Origin of the sequence: Providencia sp. 2023EL-00965 (assembly GCF_033550225.1) — a bacterium.
Taxonomy (GTDB): domain Bacteria; phylum Pseudomonadota; class Gammaproteobacteria; order Enterobacterales; family Enterobacteriaceae; genus Providencia; species Providencia manganoxydans.
The window spans coordinates 108,220-127,417 of record NZ_JAWUEH010000011.1; the positions used below are offsets into that span (position 1 = coordinate 108,220).

General features: G+C 38.7%; 21 protein-coding genes and 1 pseudogene. 13 read left to right on the forward strand and 9 right to left on the reverse strand.

The genetic code is table 11. From position 1 onward, the window contains the following. Positions 1 to 367: 367 nt before the first annotated feature. The 5 genes and pseudogenes from tssK to SC428_RS14600 all read right to left on the reverse strand — a co-directional run. Positions 368 to 577, reverse strand: a pseudogene (gene tssK / locus SC428_RS14585) (type VI secretion system baseplate subunit TssK); the annotation flags it as partial. 648 nt (positions 578 to 1,225) lie between these two features. After that, a complete protein-coding gene (locus tag SC428_RS14590; RefSeq protein WP_412544692.1) occupies positions 1,226 to 1,507 on the reverse strand; it encodes a hypothetical protein in 282 nt (93 codons plus the stop codon). Positions 1,508 to 1,665: 158 nt separating this feature from the next. After that, entirely contained in the window at positions 1,666 to 2,091 is a 426-nt protein-coding gene (locus SC428_RS22195) for a putative zinc ribbon protein (RefSeq protein ID WP_152914965.1), read from the reverse strand. 251 nt (positions 2,092 to 2,342) lie between these two features. Next, positions 2,343 to 2,579 (reverse strand): helix-turn-helix transcriptional regulator, encoded by a 237-nt coding sequence (locus SC428_RS14595; RefSeq protein WP_071547783.1) that lies wholly within the window; start codon positions 2,577 to 2,579, stop codon positions 2,343 to 2,345. Positions 2,580 to 2,692: 113 nt separating this feature from the next. Continuing rightward, positions 2,693 to 3,733 (reverse strand): inovirus-type Gp2 protein, encoded by a 1,041-nt coding sequence (locus tag SC428_RS14600; RefSeq protein ID WP_272565390.1) that lies wholly within the window; start codon positions 3,731 to 3,733, stop codon positions 2,693 to 2,695. 523 nt (positions 3,734 to 4,256) lie between these two features. Here SC428_RS14600 and SC428_RS14605 point away from each other — a divergent pair. The 12 genes from SC428_RS14605 to SC428_RS14660 all read left to right on the forward strand — a co-directional run bounded on the left by SC428_RS14605 (position 4,257) and on the right by SC428_RS14660 (position 12,510). Further along, positions 4,257 to 5,168: a hypothetical protein gene (locus tag SC428_RS14605; RefSeq protein ID WP_272667188.1), complete on the forward strand. Its 912-nt coding sequence runs from the start codon at positions 4,257 to 4,259 to the stop codon at positions 5,166 to 5,168. A 221-nt stretch (positions 5,169 to 5,389) separates the two neighbouring features. After that, the gene (locus SC428_RS14610; protein WP_210799348.1) at positions 5,390 to 6,118 is read left to right on the forward strand and encodes a DUF3944 domain-containing protein; all 729 of its coding nucleotides are present in this window, start codon (positions 5,390 to 5,392) and stop codon (positions 6,116 to 6,118) included. A gap of 56 nt (positions 6,119 to 6,174) precedes the next feature. Continuing rightward, positions 6,175 to 6,849: a helix-turn-helix transcriptional regulator gene (locus SC428_RS14615; RefSeq protein WP_272667190.1), complete on the forward strand. Its 675-nt coding sequence runs from the start codon at positions 6,175 to 6,177 to the stop codon at positions 6,847 to 6,849. A gap of 14 nt (positions 6,850 to 6,863) precedes the next feature. Continuing rightward, the gene (locus SC428_RS14620) at positions 6,864 to 7,310 is read left to right on the forward strand and encodes a hypothetical protein (RefSeq protein ID WP_104872832.1); all 447 of its coding nucleotides are present in this window, start codon (positions 6,864 to 6,866) and stop codon (positions 7,308 to 7,310) included. 59 nt (positions 7,311 to 7,369) lie between these two features. Next, positions 7,370 to 7,588 (forward strand): hypothetical protein, encoded by a 219-nt coding sequence (locus SC428_RS14625; RefSeq protein ID WP_140171366.1) that lies wholly within the window; start codon positions 7,370 to 7,372, stop codon positions 7,586 to 7,588. An 89-nt stretch (positions 7,589 to 7,677) separates the two neighbouring features. Next, a complete protein-coding gene (locus SC428_RS14630; RefSeq protein WP_248467146.1) occupies positions 7,678 to 8,094 on the forward strand; it encodes an antirestriction protein in 417 nt (138 codons plus the stop codon). A gap of 240 nt (positions 8,095 to 8,334) precedes the next feature. Next, positions 8,335 to 8,769 (forward strand): antirestriction protein, encoded by a 435-nt coding sequence (locus SC428_RS14635; RefSeq protein ID WP_226617054.1) that lies wholly within the window; start codon positions 8,335 to 8,337, stop codon positions 8,767 to 8,769. Positions 8,770 to 8,864: 95 nt separating this feature from the next. Further along, positions 8,865 to 9,686: a DUF932 domain-containing protein gene (locus SC428_RS14640; protein WP_272667193.1), complete on the forward strand. Its 822-nt coding sequence runs from the start codon at positions 8,865 to 8,867 to the stop codon at positions 9,684 to 9,686. A gap of 17 nt (positions 9,687 to 9,703) precedes the next feature. Next, positions 9,704 to 10,186 carry a JAB domain-containing protein gene (locus SC428_RS14645; protein ID WP_014656726.1) on the forward strand — a complete coding sequence of 161 codons (483 nt, stop codon included), beginning with the start codon at positions 9,704 to 9,706 and terminating at the stop codon, positions 10,184 to 10,186. 8 nt (positions 10,187 to 10,194) lie between these two features. Further along, a complete protein-coding gene (locus SC428_RS14650; RefSeq protein ID WP_094963069.1) occupies positions 10,195 to 10,416 on the forward strand; it encodes a DUF987 family protein in 222 nt (73 codons plus the stop codon). A 686-nt stretch (positions 10,417 to 11,102) separates the two neighbouring features. Beyond that, positions 11,103 to 11,612, forward strand: a complete 510-nt coding sequence (locus SC428_RS14655) for a phytanoyl-CoA dioxygenase family protein (protein ID WP_369119620.1) — start codon at positions 11,103 to 11,105, stop codon at positions 11,610 to 11,612. Between the two features lie 307 nt (positions 11,613 to 11,919). Further along, on the forward strand, positions 11,920 to 12,510 hold the full coding sequence (locus SC428_RS14660; RefSeq protein ID WP_318708411.1) for an alpha/beta hydrolase: 591 nt from the start codon (positions 11,920 to 11,922) through the stop codon (positions 12,508 to 12,510). Positions 12,511 to 12,724: 214 nt separating this feature from the next. Here the strand turns inward: SC428_RS14660 and SC428_RS14665 are convergent, their stop codons facing one another. Next, complete coding sequence (locus tag SC428_RS14665) at positions 12,725 to 13,279, reverse strand: tyrosine-type DNA invertase (protein WP_318708413.1); 555 nt, start codon at positions 13,277 to 13,279, stop codon at positions 12,725 to 12,727. A gap of 281 nt (positions 13,280 to 13,560) precedes the next feature. On the opposite strand from SC428_RS14665, the gene ugpQ reads away from it, so the two are divergent. Beyond that, positions 13,561 to 14,301 carry a glycerophosphodiester phosphodiesterase gene (gene ugpQ, locus SC428_RS14670; RefSeq protein WP_070926605.1) on the forward strand — a complete coding sequence of 247 codons (741 nt, stop codon included), beginning with the start codon at positions 13,561 to 13,563 and terminating at the stop codon, positions 14,299 to 14,301. Positions 14,302 to 14,346: 45 nt separating this feature from the next. Here the strand turns inward: ugpQ and SC428_RS14675 are convergent, their stop codons facing one another. The 3 genes from SC428_RS14675 to SC428_RS14685 are packed head-to-tail and all read right to left on the reverse strand — an operon-like array spanning position 14,347 to position 19,180. Then, positions 14,347 to 15,024: a fimbrial protein gene (locus SC428_RS14675; protein ID WP_070926607.1), complete on the reverse strand. Its 678-nt coding sequence runs from the start codon at positions 15,022 to 15,024 to the stop codon at positions 14,347 to 14,349. 39 nt (positions 15,025 to 15,063) lie between these two features. Beyond that, positions 15,064 to 16,671: a fimbrial protein gene (locus tag SC428_RS14680; RefSeq protein WP_283126695.1), complete on the reverse strand. Its 1,608-nt coding sequence runs from the start codon at positions 16,669 to 16,671 to the stop codon at positions 15,064 to 15,066. A 13-nt stretch (positions 16,672 to 16,684) separates the two neighbouring features. Further along, positions 16,685 to 19,180: a TcfC E-set like domain-containing protein gene (locus SC428_RS14685; protein ID WP_318708419.1), complete on the reverse strand. Its 2,496-nt coding sequence runs from the start codon at positions 19,178 to 19,180 to the stop codon at positions 16,685 to 16,687. Between the last annotated feature and the right edge of the window lie 18 nt (positions 19,181 to 19,198).

Here is a 19,198-nt window from a genome sequence, read left to right on the forward strand (position 1 = left end):
ATTTTCATCTTGGAATAACAAGCCGTATTTTGATTGTTAAAAACAGAGCACTGAAAGTAGTTATATCATGATTTTGGCACGCTACCGCCCCGGGCTTACAGCTACCTGTTCACTGATAATTCTTAATTTACTCAACTAATCTTGTTTACTATACACAAATCAGCTCGAGTGAGATAGTTGTTAAGTAAACTATCTATAAATAAGATATACTTACAGATAAATCTTACTGTGATCCCCTCCCCCCACTTTAGTTCCGCACCCTTTTGATTTTTCATTATTTTCAGCAAACAGCTGATATAGGTTGACCTCTTAGATCTCCAAAAAGTTGATATCACTTTAATTAGTGATTATTGAAATGGCATAGTTAATTTGGCAACCACGCCCGTAATTGGTGAACTTGCAAGCGACCTGACGATAAAAGTGATTCATCCAGGTCAACTTTTTCCACTCCCCAGGTAAAAGGAGAAGATAAACCGGAAACACCTTGATTTGTAAATGCCTCCCACTGAGCTTGTTGTTGAAATTGTTGCGGAGAGAACAATGCGCCTTCATTCCATAATGGGCGGTAAATTTTAATTCAATGATCCTTTCATTTAAGCAAAAGCAATTGGCATTCTGACCCTTTTTTCCTAAACAACACAGAAGTAAGGTGCTGTATTCAAATTTAGAAAGTAAAGCATTATTGATATTTTGATATGCTACCGCCCTTAGCCGTAAACCAAGGCTCATAAGGTAAAACGGTAAATTATTCGAAAGCAAATCCGTCCTCAGAGACCATTAAAAAGACAACGAAAAACTCGCTTTCACATCAAACAACAATAAGCAACTTATCTTAAATAAATGGTTTTCATTATAGGTAAAGTGAGACAATCCAACAATATTTTTTTATCTATTTATTTTAAATAAACATGAATACTCACATATAGAGTTATACCCCCTGTCAATAACAGATAAAAGGTGGGTATTATGCAACTCAGGGTCATCTCAGTGGATTCATTACCCTCGACAACAGCATGGCTTAAGCCTCTGAGAACGGTTATACATATAGCAGTGACATTAGTTTGCCTGATTGATTGCCATCCGCAAGGTAATTACAAAAATATCTGAAGTGAAGGAATAGCATTATCAGATATGAGATTTATCATGAGAAAGAACATCAGCATATCTTAGATAGCAATACAGTAATGATATTGTTCATGTTGCTCTCCAAATTGCTTTACCATGCCTATCGGCTGAACAATACATATTCATCCATAATAGCTGTTAATCCCCAATTTTCGGCTTGTCTATCAATCACCCATTCCACGAGTTGCTCTTTAGATTTCAACTTAAGTGTACGGTTCCAATCGTCTAACGGTGACCCCAACCGCAAATTAGACCAACATAACCAGACCAATTTCGTGCGTATTTCCGGATCATTAAATTGCTGAAATAAACTGATTAACTTGTTAGCAAAGGAGTGCTGTTTAAGACGCGCACATTCACTGAGCAGTATCCCTTCCAGCATAGGGTGGTAGCGTAACAGCCGTTCATCAATATGAAAACTCAGGCTTAAATCCTCTTTTTCGGTGAGCTTATCAGGGTAGGCTTAATTTTGGTGGCAGTACCGTGGTCACATTTAGCGAAAGCGTGATTGATTAACCTAACACCATGAGCATTAAAAGGTCATAATGGAAACGATTTTTCTGTTTTAGGCTGATGTTCCTCTGTTACATTCTGGGCAGGAATACACCAAATCCCCTCATGGCACTTCGGGCAACATTTTTGATTGTTTGTAAAATACTCACGACACTGCACACAAAACCAATTCGTGACCTTTAATATTGGTGAAACTGATCGAACCTGTGTGCTCAGTCGTGCCTTGTCTTCTAAGCTCTTGATCTTACTGATGACCCGCGGACAGTGCTCTGCGCTCTGAGGATCAGAATGGGTAAACCATGACTCCGTTGGCGTCTTGTGCAGTGTGACGGGCTCACCGCAGTGAGCACAGTAATAGTTTTCTCGTGAATAACTCGGTTCTTGGGTGGCTCCCGCGAAACGATTGTTCTGCGTTAAGGCTAGCGACATTTTGACTTCATGTAATTTAAGCATGGGTGTGCTCCTTCTGTAAAATTTAAACTAAACGTTCTGAGTACCCAACATTCAGGATCCACACTCGGCAACCCACCTTGAAACTTAGAAGACCACTGAGCTGTGCCTGCATGCGTATCGAGCCAGGTTCGTATGTTTAGGGCGTCGCTTTGCCTAGAGCGCATTCAATCGCACCAGGTGTGGTTGAAATTAAGTTGGTGAGTAATGGGTGGGTATGTTATGGAAAATGCACGGCGACTCGCGCTAGTGCCTTAGGATTCAAGAGTTGTGTTGGCTCCTCTCGATTCATCAATGCGTGCTTGTAACCACTGTACGACTTCACTTTTTAACCAGCGCGACATGCGACCAAACTTGATGGGTTTGGGGAACTCACCCTCTTGGATTAATTTGTAGAACCACTTATCCGTTAACCCCGTTAGTGCGGTGATAAATTTCATGTCGATAAATTGGTCATCAAGTAATGCAATATTTTCAGTTTGCGTGCTCATGGTAAAACTCCTGTTTTTAATGTGGATAAAAAGCAGGAGCGATATCGAAAAATGGGATGTGGATATCACTCCACATCATTAACCGGATGTGTAAAAAATAATTTGGTTGCTAACTACTGGCGTTTTCTCGGTTTGATTTCGCCTCGCCAAAAGGTGCGTTTGAGTTCAGGCACAGCCAGACGGACCCATGCATCGGCTTTACATAAATACCTTACCGCATTCAACAATCCTTTCTTCAGATAAGCATTACCTCGGGGTAATAGTCCAATACCCAGTTCACGATATCTTTCTTTTTGGTAATTACAGTTAAAGTACAGGCCTGCCCACTCTGTAATACGTTCTTGCCAGAGTTCACCAATGAGTTTACCCAGAGTGATGTCTCCCCAAACCTTTTGACCGTTAAAGAAAAACAAAGCGTGGTAATGGAAGCCTTTTTCCATGCCGAATTCCAATTTCAAGATATACCCGACACAGTGTGAAAAGAGTGGGTTGCTATTAATGGCTTTGTACAGGGCTTGGCGATGCTGGCGCAGGTGGTGAGCTCTGACTCTGTGGCAAATACCACTTTTGTAAGACAGATCTACTCGTACAACTAACAGTTTGGAGTAACGTTGATACAACGAGTCAATGTATTGCTGAGCTCGTCTGTAATTCTTCTGAGCGCCTTGCTCGAAGATTCGGACTTGCTTTTTGTAGTCAGGGCTTTTTAACGTGCTTTGGAACTCATGGAAGGCCTCGTTAAGCCACTGAACGTGTTCAGGGGTATCCACCAGCCAGTATTTATCTTTGTCTATCAGTATCTCACTCAGGCGGTATTTGTTAGCAAGAGAGATCAAGAGCACAAGAGTGGGATGCAAGCGCTGTATTTGCGATATTTTCATTGATTGAATGTAACGGGTGAACTTGAGCGTTTCTAAAAAGAGCTCACCTTTGGGAGATGTCGAGGTGAGTTTTAAGCGTGGGTTTTCAGGCGACAAAGGAATGCCTTTATATAAATCTAATTTATGATTTAACCGTTTTGTGAGTCGATTTAGGTTATCCATAAGTAGAGACACCAGCTCACGCAGTGAGTGGTCTCGAGTGAGCGTTAAACGGTCATGTTCAAACGTAGTTGAGAGAACAACTTGATTTAAGTGAAGTGCTCGATTTGTCATTTTAGTTACCTGCGATCGAATAAAGGTTCGTATCATCAGGCAGGGAAGTTATTTTTAATTTTTTACAAGTCTTGATGTGAATAATGCTGATTTTTATTTAAATCAGCATGGAGTTGTATTGCTTATGCGTAATGTTTTTCAGTGACAATTGAGCATGGTTTTACATGTTCTCATTCTTCTGTAGTTAACATGATTGTGAATGGGTCAAGATAAACAAGAGACATACTGATTAACTCATTAATAATAAACAATCCTAGACGCTGAGCTAGGGTTTTAATGTTTAATGAATGGTTATGCTTGGGGTTATCATACCTATTTTTTGATTTTAGGTACTTTTCATATGCTTTAAGTTAGTGCTTTTTTGTATTAACCTATTGAAATCAATTGTTCTATGATTAATTTATCTATACGTATGTAAAACACGAAGCATGACATAAAAACAACGTAAATTGTGACGTAATAGAGACTAATTAAAGACAAAATAAGCTACACTATTACTACGTAGTTCTTTAAGGGGTGGTTTATGTCTAATCAGGATAAATACTTAAAAATAAGCAATGACAGAGAACGGTATTTTTATAGTTCTTACATTTCAAAAATGTTGAATATTCAATTCATGGAGGCCCGGCCACGGAGTGAAAGAGAGCTTAATAAAGCCATAAAAAATAAGCTGGAAGATACGACAGAGCGTATGCGATTCATTCGTGAGGCGAAAGACGAATTTAGTTGTAAAGTTATACAAAATGAAGAATTTGATTGGATTAAATCTAATGAGCGATGTACGTTTTTTATTCTCTATTACATCAATCATTATTTAACGAACAAAAAGATTTTTGCTATTAATAACCATCGATATCGAGGCATGTATCGAACATCTGAATATGAGCGTGTCGATTACCCCAATCCATTGAGAAAGTATAAGCAAGGTTTACCAGCATCCCCTAATAATGTAAAAGATGCATTAAATAATATTATGTATTTTTTTGATTTACTGGATTCTTCAATAGAAAAGAAAATTGAAGTTCTTGAGTATTTGAAGCAGAAATGGATGTTAATTAAGGGTGAAAATTACTTGTCATGGATTGATGAACGTAATCCAGCGCAGATGGAATGGGCAAAAAATTACATTGAAAAGTCTCATTTGTTTTATCTATGGACTCGCTCAGACGTTTATACATTTGCAAGTGAATACGTTAAGTTAGTTGGGTATTTTGATGTTAGTTTTGATGTATCGCCGGATTCAAAAGAACTACTGATCATTAAAATGAAAAAAGCGTGGTCACAAGAAAACTATCGAAGCCAAATATCGGAAAAGAAAGTGCTGAACACATATTTAGACAAAGATGTGAAAGATAAGTTATCAAGATTAGCTAAACAGCACAGAATGAAAATCAACGAGTATTTAACTTATCTAATTGAAAAAGAAGATGAATAAGTAAAGTTCATTATGATTCGATTTTTTTTCACATATATATTATTCAATTGATAATGATTTCGGTTATTTTATTTATATATCAATAAGTTAAATTTAATTCGTGACACAACCTGTCATTTCCCTTCATTTATCTCTCGAAAAAAAGTCAAATAGCCGGACATAACCTGTCCGGTGAGGTTGTTATCGTGGTGTTCTCTTTTTAAAGCTAGGGAATAACACCGATGGCAACTTACCGATTAGATACCGATTTAGCGTTTTTACGTGAATGCAGCAATGAAGAACTGGGCTTGCTTGTGTCTGTACTGACTCACGACAGCAAAGACGGACAAAAGCGTTGGACTGAAACCTTAACCAGCTCGCCTGAATATCAACTCTACCATCCGGAGCACCAGCAATACTGGATGTCGATTGCGGCAGAGTTGCAAGCCTTTGGAGCTAACAGTTTGATGAGTCTCGTTCGAGGCAATAAGGGCGTGTTGTACCGTGAAATCTTACAGGATGTCTGTGACCACCTTGATGTCAATTATCCGAAGGCCGGAAGTACCGAAACCTTGGAATTAAATTTGTTATTGAAAGTATTAGAAAAAAGCTTAAATAAGTTGACCACAGAAGAGCTACAAGCCTTCTCTCGTGATATGCAACTTAACCTCACCAACCCCACGCCACAATTGATTTTGATTGCGGTTCAAGCGGCTATCCGTACCTCAGGCATTGCTGCTCTGGAAGTGGCCACACTCTCAGCCATTGGTGTAATTAATGCGCTCGGCGGGGTTGCCACCATTGGCACACTCTTTGCCGCACACCGAGCACTTTCCTTGATTGCTGGGCCGATTGGTCTTGCCGTGAGCTCGGCATGGCTTGTCGCTGACTTAGCGGGACCCGCTTATCGGGTCACCGTCCCCGCCTGCATCATTGTGGCGTACTTACGACAAAAAGCCTTATCGCAATAAGGTTTATCAATCCCATTCTATCCGCTTGCCGGAGCTATTTTAATAAGGACAACATCATGTCGACTTCTGTGTCTCGCCATGACCGGCTTGCGTCTCGGTTGGCGTTTATTATTAGTCAATTATTTCGCGGGGAAACCGTTTATTTATCCGCGCTGTCAGAAGAGCTCAATGTCTCGACTCGTACCCTACGGCGTGACTTTAATGAGCGCCTTCAATATCTGGACTTGGAATATCACCAAGGTGGCTATCGATTGGCGGCATCACAGCGCCCTTTTCGTACCGATAAGGACATACTGCGCTTTGCCGCCATTACGCATATTACCTCACTGTTTCCGGCTTTAGACAGGAAGCTGCTGACGGTTCTGCTCGACCCAACAATTGATTCACCGTTTATTGTCTACCACACGCCACCTAAGCAGCGTCCCTCGCTGTTCGGGGGCTTTTATATTCTAACACAAGCCATTGTAAAACGGCGTTTACTGCAATTTACCCACCAAGGAAAAAACATCACGAACGTTGCCCCGTACAAGTTGATTTATTACCACGGTCATTGGTATCTCACTGCCGATATCGCGCAGCACATTCATGTCTTTGATGTGATGGCACTGCAAGATGTGGTCATGACAGCGCGGGGCTTTCGTTATCGTGAAGACCTCAATCAGCGGTTATGTGAAGAGGCGTTTATTCAAGCCTTGCCCCATTACCAATATATCCAATCTTTAATGAAATAATGGAGTTCATCTTTATGAAAAAGGTACTATTTACGACTTTAATCTCGCTAACGGTTTGTGCTCAAGCATTAGCACTTCACCTACCCGGTGAAATTCAGCCCACACGTTATACCTACTATTTAACGCCAGAATATGGTCAAAAATTGAAGGAGAAAAATGAGAGTAATGAAAGACCTGTCCTAGGTGTGCCTCATGGAGAGTTGACAGGCGACACTCCAATTCGACAAGCAAAAGGTTTTCCTGCCCCTACCGCGATGACCTGTATTAGTAGCGTTTATTATAATCGTGGTGCAGCGGCTAACTGGTTAAAAGTCGCCTGCGTCGATAATAATGGTTTAGCTTATTCAGCCGATAAAAAATGGCCACCTAAATCAATAGCCAAGCGAGTTTGCACTGTAGGTCAATCAGGCTGTGACTCTTTTTTAGTTTTGGATAGTGATAACTGGTCTGGTCCTCAATAAGTTACGCTCCCCCTTACTTGAGCCTGTTCTCACACAGGCTTACTTCCTAGGAATTCATCATGACGATTTTTAAACTTATCGCCACCTCTGTGAGTGTTGTGACACTGGTGTCTATCACCTACTACGCCCAGAAGACGGTCAATGAACAACTTGCGCTTGAAGGCAAGTATTCCGACACGGAAATTCAAGCGGCTCGACTTGGGGCGACGCTTGCTTGCACAACCTTATTGGGGGGAGCCATTGAACGACTACTCAACGGGCTATTTAGTGACCACTAAAACTCAACTATTTCAATGTAGATTCAACATAACGGCAGACCAATCGGTCTGCCTTTTTTATTTCGTAACATCCACAAAAGGGCTTTTTTATGACACTTGAACCCATCATCTCAACACCCGCTTCCAACCGCCAGCGCACGCATTTTTGGCAAACTCATTTTGGCAACGTTAAAGGCTTTTCAACCTTTGAAGTGGTGATTTTTACTACCATGGGCCAGTTTTGTGAGGACTACCACGGCGGGTATTGGGAATATTGCACTTTATCTAATGGCGGCGCTTTTATTTATCCCGATTTGAATCAAGAGGAGCTTACGCTATTCAATCCGCATAATGGTAACGAAGCGGAACTCAGTCCTGAAGCTGCGGGCATAGCTGTGTGTTTGATGATGTACAGTTTATGGTCCTTTCAAACGGAAAGTGACACCCTCGTCGATCGCTTTTATCAATTGCGTGATTATGCGGCGCAACACCCAGAACGTTCCGCCATTTTCCATCTAATCGATTAACCACGTCCTTATTTACGCCTTCGTATTATCTGATTCATTATAAAAGCATCATCAGACTAACCCATTAATTAACTTGCATTTATTTTTATATCTATATTATTTTAGTGAATCAATCATCAGAATGCGTCACTAAAAATGATACTCAATATACCTATCATTTCGAGAAAGCTCTGCACCGCAAGGTGTAGGGCTTTTTTGTTTATTACGGTCTATCAATATCGACTGAATTGGAGTTCTATTATGTTTACTTTACAAGAGCAAGAATCAACGGTTATCAAAACCAACCTCGTCAATTCCCGTGGTCGTAGTACCTTCTGGCGTTTTTACTTTGGTACTGTGCCAGACTGGCAACGTATTGAAGGCGATATCTTTAACATGATGGCGAAGCTTTGTAATCGCTATCAAGGTGCTTTCTGGGAGTTCAGTATGCTGTCTAATAGCGGCGCATTTATCTGGCCTGATATGCTCGAAACCTCCCTGCAAATGTTTAACCCGCATAACGGAAATGAAGCTGAGTTAAGCCCTGAAGCAGCCGGTATTGCTGTCTGTTTACTGGTGTATAGCATCTGGTCATTTAAAACCGAAAGCCCTGTGCTGGTGGAATATTTTTACCTGTTGCGTGATTACGCTATACAGCATCCGGAGCAAGCTCAAATCTTTCGCCTTATAGACTGATTTATCAGTCACGGTTTTATCTTTCCCCCACCAGCAATCTTTATTTAATCCATTTATCGAATTATTTATCGGTTTAATTATTGAGGAGAACCCCTATGTCTCGTTTAGCTTCCCGTTTTGGCAATGCTTGCTCTATTCGTCGTGACCGCCCGCTAACTACCGAAGAGTTATTTCGCACAGTACCCAGTGTGTTTTCAGAAGAAAAACACAACTCTCGCAGTGAAAAATACTGCTATATCCCTACCATTACGTTACTCGATAGCCTTCAAAAAGAAGGCTTCTATCCGTTCTTTGCTTGCCAAACGCGTGTGCGAGATGACAGCCGTCGTGATCATACTAAGCATCTGTTACGGCTGAGACGCCATGACCAAATTACGGGCAGCCTAGTGCCTGAAATCATCTTACTCAATAGCCATGATGGCTCATCGAGTTATCAGATGTTACCGGGGATGTTCCGATTCGTTTGTCAGAATGGCTTAATTTGCGGACAAACCTTTGGTGAGGTGCGTGTACCGCACAAGGGCGATGTGGTGGAAAAAGTGATTGAAGGGGCTTATGAAGTGTTAGGGCTATTTGAACGCATGGATGAGCAACGAGATGCCATGCAGTCCCTATTATTACCGCCACCAGCCCAACACATCTTTGCTCAATCTGCTCTCACATATCGTTATGGTGAAGCGCATCAACCTGTGACCGAAGCGCAAGTATTACAGCCACGCCGTGTAGAAGATAAGAAGGATGATCTTTGGACGGTGTACCAACGTTTGCAAGAAAATTTAATTAAAGGGGGATTATCAGGCAGAAATGCGAAAGGTAAACGCGCTCGCACGCGTTCAGTGAACGGTATTGATGGTGATGTGAAGCTTAACCGAGCCTTGTGGGTGATGGCTGAAAATATGCTTCAACTAGCCTCGTAATGATGGAGATATTAACGATGGAGAGTATCAATACTTATACGAATACCTTAACACTGCTTCCTAATGAACAACGTACTATCAAACGTGCGTTGACCATACTGGATAAGTATCTGCGTGAACCGGGTATTGCTTTTACATCAACGCAAAATGTGAGGGATTGGTTACGGCTAAAAATGTCAGCATTAGAGCGTGAAGCGTTTATTGTGCTCTACTTGAATCAACAAAATCAGTTGATAAGCAGTGAAACCCTGTTTGCTGGCTCGATTAGCAGTACACAGGTTTATCCTCGTGAAGTCGTCAAACGAGCACTTCATTTTAATGCTGCTGCCGTTATCTTTGCACACAATCATCCGTCAGGCGATATCACACCAAGCCAAGCGGATAAATCTATCACGCAACAATTAATAAAAGCATTGCAGCTAATTGAAGTACGAGTACTTGACCATCTGATCATCGGTGGTCAGCAAATCTTCTCTTTCGCTGAGCATGGCTTAGTATGAGGTGAACCATGAATATCATCCGTAAATCTGCAGCAATGAAGATCCATCAGCAACATTTAGGCTCTCGCCTTGCTCGTTATTGTGGGGGAAAGTATAAATGGGTTGGTAATAGCGAGCATTATATTGGTAAGGAGGTGCCAGATTGTCGTGGCGTGTTAGCTGTTTATGTTGAACGTCGCCAAGACAGAGATGGCCCTTATGCGTGTGTCATGTGTGTGACATTGAATTGAATAAGTACTGATCACTTTGAGTTTATCCTATATTGGATGGATAAATTAAGCCTACTTCCACTTTGATTAGTATTCAATGGCACATATCAAACCGTTGGATCTTAACTGAATTAGACATTGAGGAATTAAACAAAAATGACACAATAAGACATCATTAAACATGTCAAATTGGCAATACCATGATTCATACTAGAAACAATTAACATGAACATGATCCCCATTAAATGTATACTTAAAAAGGATTCGAATACGTTATAATTACACCTGTCATCTGTGCAAAAAACAATCTATTTGCTGCGCTCTATCGCCCCAACCGTGCTCAACAAAACCCACCAAACGGACCGAGGGTACAAAAGAGGGTATAAATAAAATCAAATTTAATTAATAGATTTAAATACAACCAGTTATAATGAAAAATCGATTCCGAGTCCGGCACCACTTTCACTTCTACAGTGGTTCCCTTGAATTAAAAAAATCCCATATCACTCTCCTTGTTACCAGACATTAACTCATCTCAAATCAAGCTTTTTGATGAAAATCATTTTTAACTAAACTAAACTGTACTAGTCAATTGCATATAAATTATCAACTATTGGTTAAGAGAAAACTTCCATTCCAAAAATCGATAATCATGTATATAAGTACCCTTATGCATTACCATAAGAGTTTACAACGTGAATTAATATATTACGCCTCATACTAATTCAGACTTATTAACCGCTTTAATATTTCTTGATGATGCGACTATAGAGAATGGTTGTTTGCAAGTCATACCGGGTTCACACAAATATGGATTGCAATCCCATAATATTGATGATTTTTTCAGAGGAAAAATACAAGAGGTCGATGAAAATGATGCTGTCTATATAGAAGCAAAAGCAGGGGATGTTCTATTTTTGCACTGTCTTACTATGCATGCTTCGGCAGTGAATACCTCTGCTGTTCCACGCCGAACTTTTTTACCTGCGTATCGAAGTGCTGATTCTTTTCCTATCTATTTTGGCCCGCATGCGGCTCACAATGAACCTGGAATTAAATTACTCCGTGGGCAAATATCACGAAAAGCCAGAGTTGATCAAGGCGTTCATTATCTTCCGATCGCGAAAACTGAATTTGGCTCTATCTATGAAATTCAGGAGGGCTCAAATGAGAATAAAGCAATCGATGCAATGAAAAAAACAGGCTATGCTGTTTAATGAAAATTTGTAACGCAAACACGTTATCATGGCGGCTCTCTTTAACCGCCATTTATATTTATGAGTATACTTCAATAGTATGGAATATTGTATTACCACTTAATTATTCATAGTTGTAATTATGATAATTTTAATACCTTGATTATATTGATATTTAATAAAGTTATGTAACATATAAAAAATCTAAAGCTACATATAAGGATATAATATGAATTTTCTGCTAATCTCTGGTTTTATGACTGATGAACGTTTATGGAAAGATATTATCGAAGATTTATCCTGATTAGGCGATGTCTTTCATGGAAGGATGACAAATAATACTGCTCTTAAAAAATTAGCTTTAGATATTATCGAAAACGCTCCTTCGCGCTTTACTTTAATTGGATTTTCTTTAGGTGGTTATGTTGCTAGCTGGATTGCTAGCCTAGTACCAGATAGAGTAGAAGCCATGATACTTATCGCTACATCCAACTTACCCGATGCCCCTACTCAACTTCAACAAAAACAGACTAATGCAAAAATGGCAGGTATGAATACTTATGGTGGACTAAGTACGGCGGCTATACGTTCATCACTGCACCAATCCAATAAAAAGAATAACGAGCTGATAGAAGTTATTCGCTCAATGAGTATAAGTTTAGGTACTGAAACTTTTATTCAACAATCACAGATTGAGCGCAATAATCCAACCTTATTCACAAATAAATTTCCAGTGTTAGTTATAGCATCCGCCTGTGATGAATTAAGAACTGTAGCTGAATCTGAGGCCTTAATTTCTGATTATTTGAATTCAGAATTATGCATTATTGAGCAGGCAGGGCATATGATACCACTTGAAAATTCAAAGGAATTAATGCTTTCAATACGTAAGTGGCTTGAAAAATCATCTTTACTGTGAATACTGCGGTTCAACAAACCTCCCCACCTAAATGTTTTAGCTTCACTAATGAAAAAATGCTATTTAGTGATTAATTAAACAAAAACGAGCAAGAAAGCATCAAAAAATGAAGATTAAGTAGCACAAACATCATACAGGCTACCCGTGATAATGGATTATTCAAAGCCCCTAATGTCCAAATCGCGCCATAATGGCGCGACCTACCTCATTCAATTTAATAGTCCCATATACCATTAAATCGTTTTTCGTTACTTGCAGTATAAATAACAGTATGTGCAATATTTCTGTGCCCTAAATAATCTTGGATTAAGCGGGTATCACGACCTAAATCAGCCAAAGCATAACCGCAAGCATGACGTAACATATGTGGGTGCACTTTAATTGATAACTTAGCGTCTTGCCCATATTTTTCAATTAAACGAAAAATTTGGCTACGTGATAAAGGTTGATTTTTTTGAGATAAAAAAACCCATTTATTATCATCTGAGGCGATTTTTTTACGTTTGGATAGCCACATAATCAAAGCATCATATTCTTCAGGAATTAGAGGCTGCACAGTTGAAAGCCCTGATTTTAAACGTTTAACATAAATAACTTTTTGCTTCATATCGATATCATCAAGGGACAATTGGCGTAATTCACTTACCCTAAAACCATGTAAAAAGCCCATTAAGAACAAACAATAATCCCTTTCAGGATATCTTCCACTCTTTGTAGCGGCCAGTAATGCATCTACTTCTGTTTGCGTCATAAAACTTCTTTTTTTCATTTTTGTCCCTTAAAAGTGCTCACCTCTACCTAAGGCAATAAAGTATTTATTTCCGATACCTATCATTGTAAAAGCACCAGATTAGACTTTTATTAGCCTTTTAGATACTCCTTATATCTAAAACCTCCCTTACTTTAATAAAACAGAAAATGGGATAACGTTTTGTTATCCTTTGACGAGCAGGTAATCATCGAAGTATTAAAATATTCATTACAAGTGAATTAATATTATGTTTTAATCAAAACCCTATCCCCCTTTCTAATGAAAAACGGACAAAATCTATGAAATCATGGCCTTATCCTAAAATTGTTGCTCACCGAGGCGGAGGGAAACTTGCTCCAGAAAATACATTAGCCGCAATCGATGTTGGGGCTAGTTTTGGTCATACCATGATTGAATTTGATGCAAAACTTTCTCTTGATGGTCAGATTTTTCTCTTGCACGACGACACACTTGATCGTACTAGCAATGCTTACGGCATTGCAGGTGAATTAAATTGGCTACAATTATTAAAAGTTGATGCAGGTAGTTGGTATAGTAAAAAATTTGCAGGTGAGCCATTACCTTTACTTTCTGAAGTCGCAGCCCGTTGCCAACAACACGCTATGATGGCGAATATCGAAATTAAACCAACAACAGGTCTAGAAGCTGAAACAGGAAAAATTATCGCGCTTGCAGCGCTTCAATTGTGGCAAGGCCAAACAGCTCCATTGCTCTCCTCTTTCTCAATTGAAGCACTAGAGGCTGCTCAACGGGCTGTACCAGAATTGCCGAGAGGATTGCTATTAGATGATTGGCGCGATGATTGGCATGAGCTAACAACACGGCTGGATTGTGTGTCTATCCATCTAAATCATAAACTATTAGATGAAAAGCGGATTAAACAATTAAAAAATGCAGGGTTACATATTTTAGTCTATACCGTCAATAAACCACCCCGTGCTGCGGAGTTATTAAAATGGGGGGTTGATGCAATTTGTACCGATGCGATCGATGTTATTGGTCCTGATTTTGCTGCATAATATTGCTTCACTTTGCAAGTTAGTCAATAACTTGCAAAGTCCATACTATTCACAGTTCCCAATCGAATGATATTTGTCAAAAATCACAATATATTTACGGCTTTTCTTTTTTAAACGTGCATCTCGATATTCCTGCTGAGGTAACAAATAAAATACATCAGGTGTTTCATCTTCACTGACTTGGCAACTGTCATGCAAGATCACTCTAAAATAAGTATTTCCGGTATTTTTTAATACTCCTTCAACAGGATCACTTTCATATTTGAAATTAGGTTGCTTGGGTCTAACAACAAAGTAGGTTTCTAAACTGATAGTGGGATAAAACAAAGGAGATTTCTTTTGAGCAACACTATTTTGCGCTTCAAATGGTGTTTCACTGATAATCACTTTGTAATATCGCTCCTGTTCATCGACCTTTCCGCGATAAAAAATCTTAAAAAATTCTTGCTCTTTTGGTAATAAGATTTTTTTTAGTGGAGTGAAAATAATCTCACCATTGCGGATCTCTTCGCCAACTTCATGACCTCCCGGTCGATCAATCTTATACGCACTAAAACTATACAGATTCGTTGTTTTCGTATCATTAATGTATGGCTTTGAAAAAAACTCTTTATCCGCTTCCATAGAAGATATATCGGTATCGATATATAAGGCATAAGCACAGTTATAAAATAAACATGACATTATGAATAATATATAAGAGCTTAGTTTAACTTTAACCATTTTATCACTTATGCCTACATTGTTAGAGATTGTTGAACTTTAATGAACATCAGGTCCAGTCCAGATTGCTTTTACTGTCACCGTACCACTTGCCGATACCGTACCTAGCCAGTCAATACCATCCAATGTAAACAATGAATTGGAATCATTCATAGGGAATGATAAATCCAGATTAGTGCGATAAAAAGATCCGAGATCTTGATTTGGTTGATCCCATGGTGTTTCAGACCATAACGCATTTTTAAGCGATATTTCATTGCTATCACAACTTGCTCGATATGTCGATTTACTGCCATTTTCATTTGTAAATGAAAGATAAGCAGAAAATGGAACTTTAAACTTCTCATCATCCGATGAGAAAAGACAATATGTTTGTCCCTTTAAAGCAACAGAAGGACCATCAACTTTAGCTGTAATTGAATCTGCTTGGCGAAAACCACTGGTAGTAACGATATAATTGAATTCAATCGGCGGCTCTTCACTCCCCACTTTTCCTATTTTAGATTGAACAGGGTTAAAATCGGCAGGAATGATACTAATCCCATAATCTCTCGGTTTTATGATCATTTTATTTGATGGCGTAAATTCATAGTATCCTGATTGTGGTACTGCCGTGTTAGTAAACGAAAATGTGAAAAAGTCTTGGCTATTAGTAAAATCAACATTACGGCTAACTAATTGTTTAAAGAAAGTGTTTGATAAAAATATAGATACATGTTGATTTGTCGGTTTAAAGTAATAATTAGCTTGATTTGTTGAGTTATAGTTATACCAACGATTGCTTCCGTCATCAGGGCCAATTAATATCGTGTTTCCCGCAGGAGTAAAAGGAATTAATGTATTATTAATTTTCAGGCTTAACCTAATGTTGGCAAAAATATCACCTTTAGTTTCTTGATCAATAACCTGGCAAATAATACCACTTTGATTTGAAATAATACCAATACGGCAAAACTCAGAGCCTAACCCTAGATTAGGATTCCCATTACTATCAATAAAAATTTCTTGTAATGCACCAGTAGAGGTTAGTTTGATATGACCAGACTTAGTTATATTAAATTCATGGGAAGCAATGATATTACCGCCAACGCTTCTACAAGATTCACCTTTACTTGGGTCATAATCTGTTTGTGTCATACAAGCTCGATAGCTATATGTCTCGTTCGTACTCACGGGTAATTGTAAGAAATATTGATATGCTGAATCACTGAAGATCCCCCTGGCATAATTGGATTCTCCACGCACATCACTCTGTACAATTTTATAAGCACCATCTTTCCCCATATATTGAGCAGGCCAATATCCTGTACTATCACGGCAAGTGTTTCGCATACATCGATTACCTGTAAACGGCCGATCTATTGGTGAATTTTCTAACCAAATATCAACATTTTGATTAGCCCGAATGCCTGTATTCGTATACCCCATATAGCCAAGACTTAGCTGAGATGTCCCTGAGTAACGCGTGTATTTATTTGATCCCGAAAAACGAGGATCGGTAGATCTCGGAGTAATAAAATATTCATCATCGACGTTATTTTCAATAAATACATAACTATTGGTAACATTTGCAGCTTGTACACTTCCTCCCGTAAAACCATTAACAATGGTACAAACGAGAAATATAAAAAGTCTATGTTTATTCATTAGCAAATTCTCTTTATCTTTTCGCAATTGAAGATTGAGGCTCACAGGTGACATCGCCTACCCACAAAGCGCCTCTAGCGCCTTGTAGGTTTAAATCGGCCTCACAAATTGTTTTTTCATCTTCTTGCAAGAGCGAAATAACTGGGTAGCGAACATCAACATCCATCGAAAACTCACCATTTTCATCCGTCTTGGTTCTTCCAATATGATTACGTATTGAAGCATATTTAATAAATTCACCATCTGGTGATTTAAGACGACCGAAAACAGTGATTAATTGCCTAACTTCCGGCTGATAAAAAGCAATATTCCCCGGATATAAAGTGACAGATTTGTTCCTTCCTGACACAATATCGAAGCTATCTTTCGACTTACCATCATTCATTAATTGAATGTCGTAGTCAGAATAAGGCGATAGAGGGATAAATGTATTTTTTCCACTAATAGGATAATTTTGACCGTTGACCTTCGCCACCATACTTCCAGCACCGTTAATGTCAGAGTTAATAATCACCCCTGATTTTCCTTGCTGTCCACTTGGTGTCACCATGCCATTACTATAAGCAATAGAGCCACGAGAAGTATAATTACCATTAAACCTATCATTATCAGGTCGATTTAATGTGATCGTACCTGAGTTATATTTCATATCGTAAGAAGCATAAGCTAATGTTGAGAAGTCTGACTCACCGTTGTTTTTATCTCGGACTAATTTAGAAACAGATACCCCTGCATTCGTGATTGCAGAATCATCAAAGTTTTTATTCGCATAAATATTGGCCTTTACGTTACCGTTCGTAGAAGAAACACCAGTGCTTAACCAAGTGGATAACGGCAAAGAAAAATCAAGATTAATATATTTTTCATTAGTACTGCTTTGATTATCATAATGGTAACGCTGAACACCCGCTCTTAGCCCGACGGTCCCGTAACGTCCAGAAAATAATGTATTCGCATATTCATAGTTAATCGAATCACTGCCAACGCGGCGATCTTTGGTATTACTAATAGTAAAGCTTCCTGCTCTATCAATCACTTTATCAAAATTAAAAGTACCACCATAAGAATAGCTATCTGCATCATAAAGTGGCAAATCACCTTTTATGACTGTCTTCTCCCTCGACGCCCATAATGAGGCATAACCATCCGGTAAATTTACAGAAATAGTGCCAATATTCCGATGACTTCCATGGTTTTCCAACATACTTTGCCAAGAAATTGATAAGTGCTCATTTAAAGCAACATTAATACTGGTTTCATTGACTAAGAACTTATCAAAACCATAGTTAGACATGGTTAAACTCAATCCTGAGAATATCGGAAAACTTTTTGCTATCGAAGCACCTAATAAATAGCTCTTATTTGGAGTTTGAGTATGTGAGTTTTCACCTCTCACATAACTTTTCTTATCGAAATCAACATAACCACCATAAATTTCCCAATTGGTCTTATCAAAATTTCTCCCCATAGCACCAAATGATTTATTAATAGTTTGGTTTTGTGTCGTCACAACTTTACCATCAACAACAGTTTCAATCGTGACATCATAAATACCATAAGGTAATACGCTAGTATCAACCTCATAGTTACCCATAGGGAAGTTTTGAATATTTAACAACTTACCTTGTCGATATATTCGTACTTCACCAGGGCTATTCAAAAATGCATAAATTGGTGTTAAAGACTGCTGCTTATTAACCATAAGACTTGAGGAATTATTACCTACTGAGACCGCATAAATTTTGCTACTGCTTAACGTAGTCAAACTAGCGATAGACTGTAAATTCCATGTGCTCATTAATCCAAGCGCAAAACGCAAGCCACCAAAATCACGCTCATACATTGCTCGATAGAGTTCAACATTTGAATTCGATTTACCAATACTGTAAGCAGAAGCATTAATATTCATATGGTGTTCTGCAAGCGCAAATAAGGTATCTAAATTGAAATAGCTACTAGACGTATTGTTAGCATTTTTGACTTGGCTTTGAAAAATACCGAGATCATAGTTAGCGACTGCTGAGACTGAATCAACAGAAGAGTTTCCTAATGAGGATTGTCTTATACGTTCTTTAGGCGAAAATGCTTGCTTATCAACATCCAAAGATAAGTTAAAAGAAGAGATATTCAATTGTAGTACTGCATCACGGCTAATCACGATACCATTACTTTCATTAAAAAAAGCATTTTGTTGATTATCTATTTTCTCTACTAATTGCTCATTGAGTTTAGGCCCTTGCGTATTATCAATAAGATGAATACTCGATAGCTTTATCTTATCCTGATCGATAACAATGACCGCATCTGCTATCTTATCTTCACTTTGATTATTTTTATCTGCATCCTTTAATCGTAGGAATACAGGTACAGTCATCCCTTCCTCTAATGCAATAACGAATGCAGGAGGAATAATATATCCACCAATTTTTAAACTTTTTATTCCATTGGCATGAATAGAGCCTGAAAAAATAATACTCAATATTGATATCGCAATAACACTCTTACGCATGATTAAAGCCCATTCTAG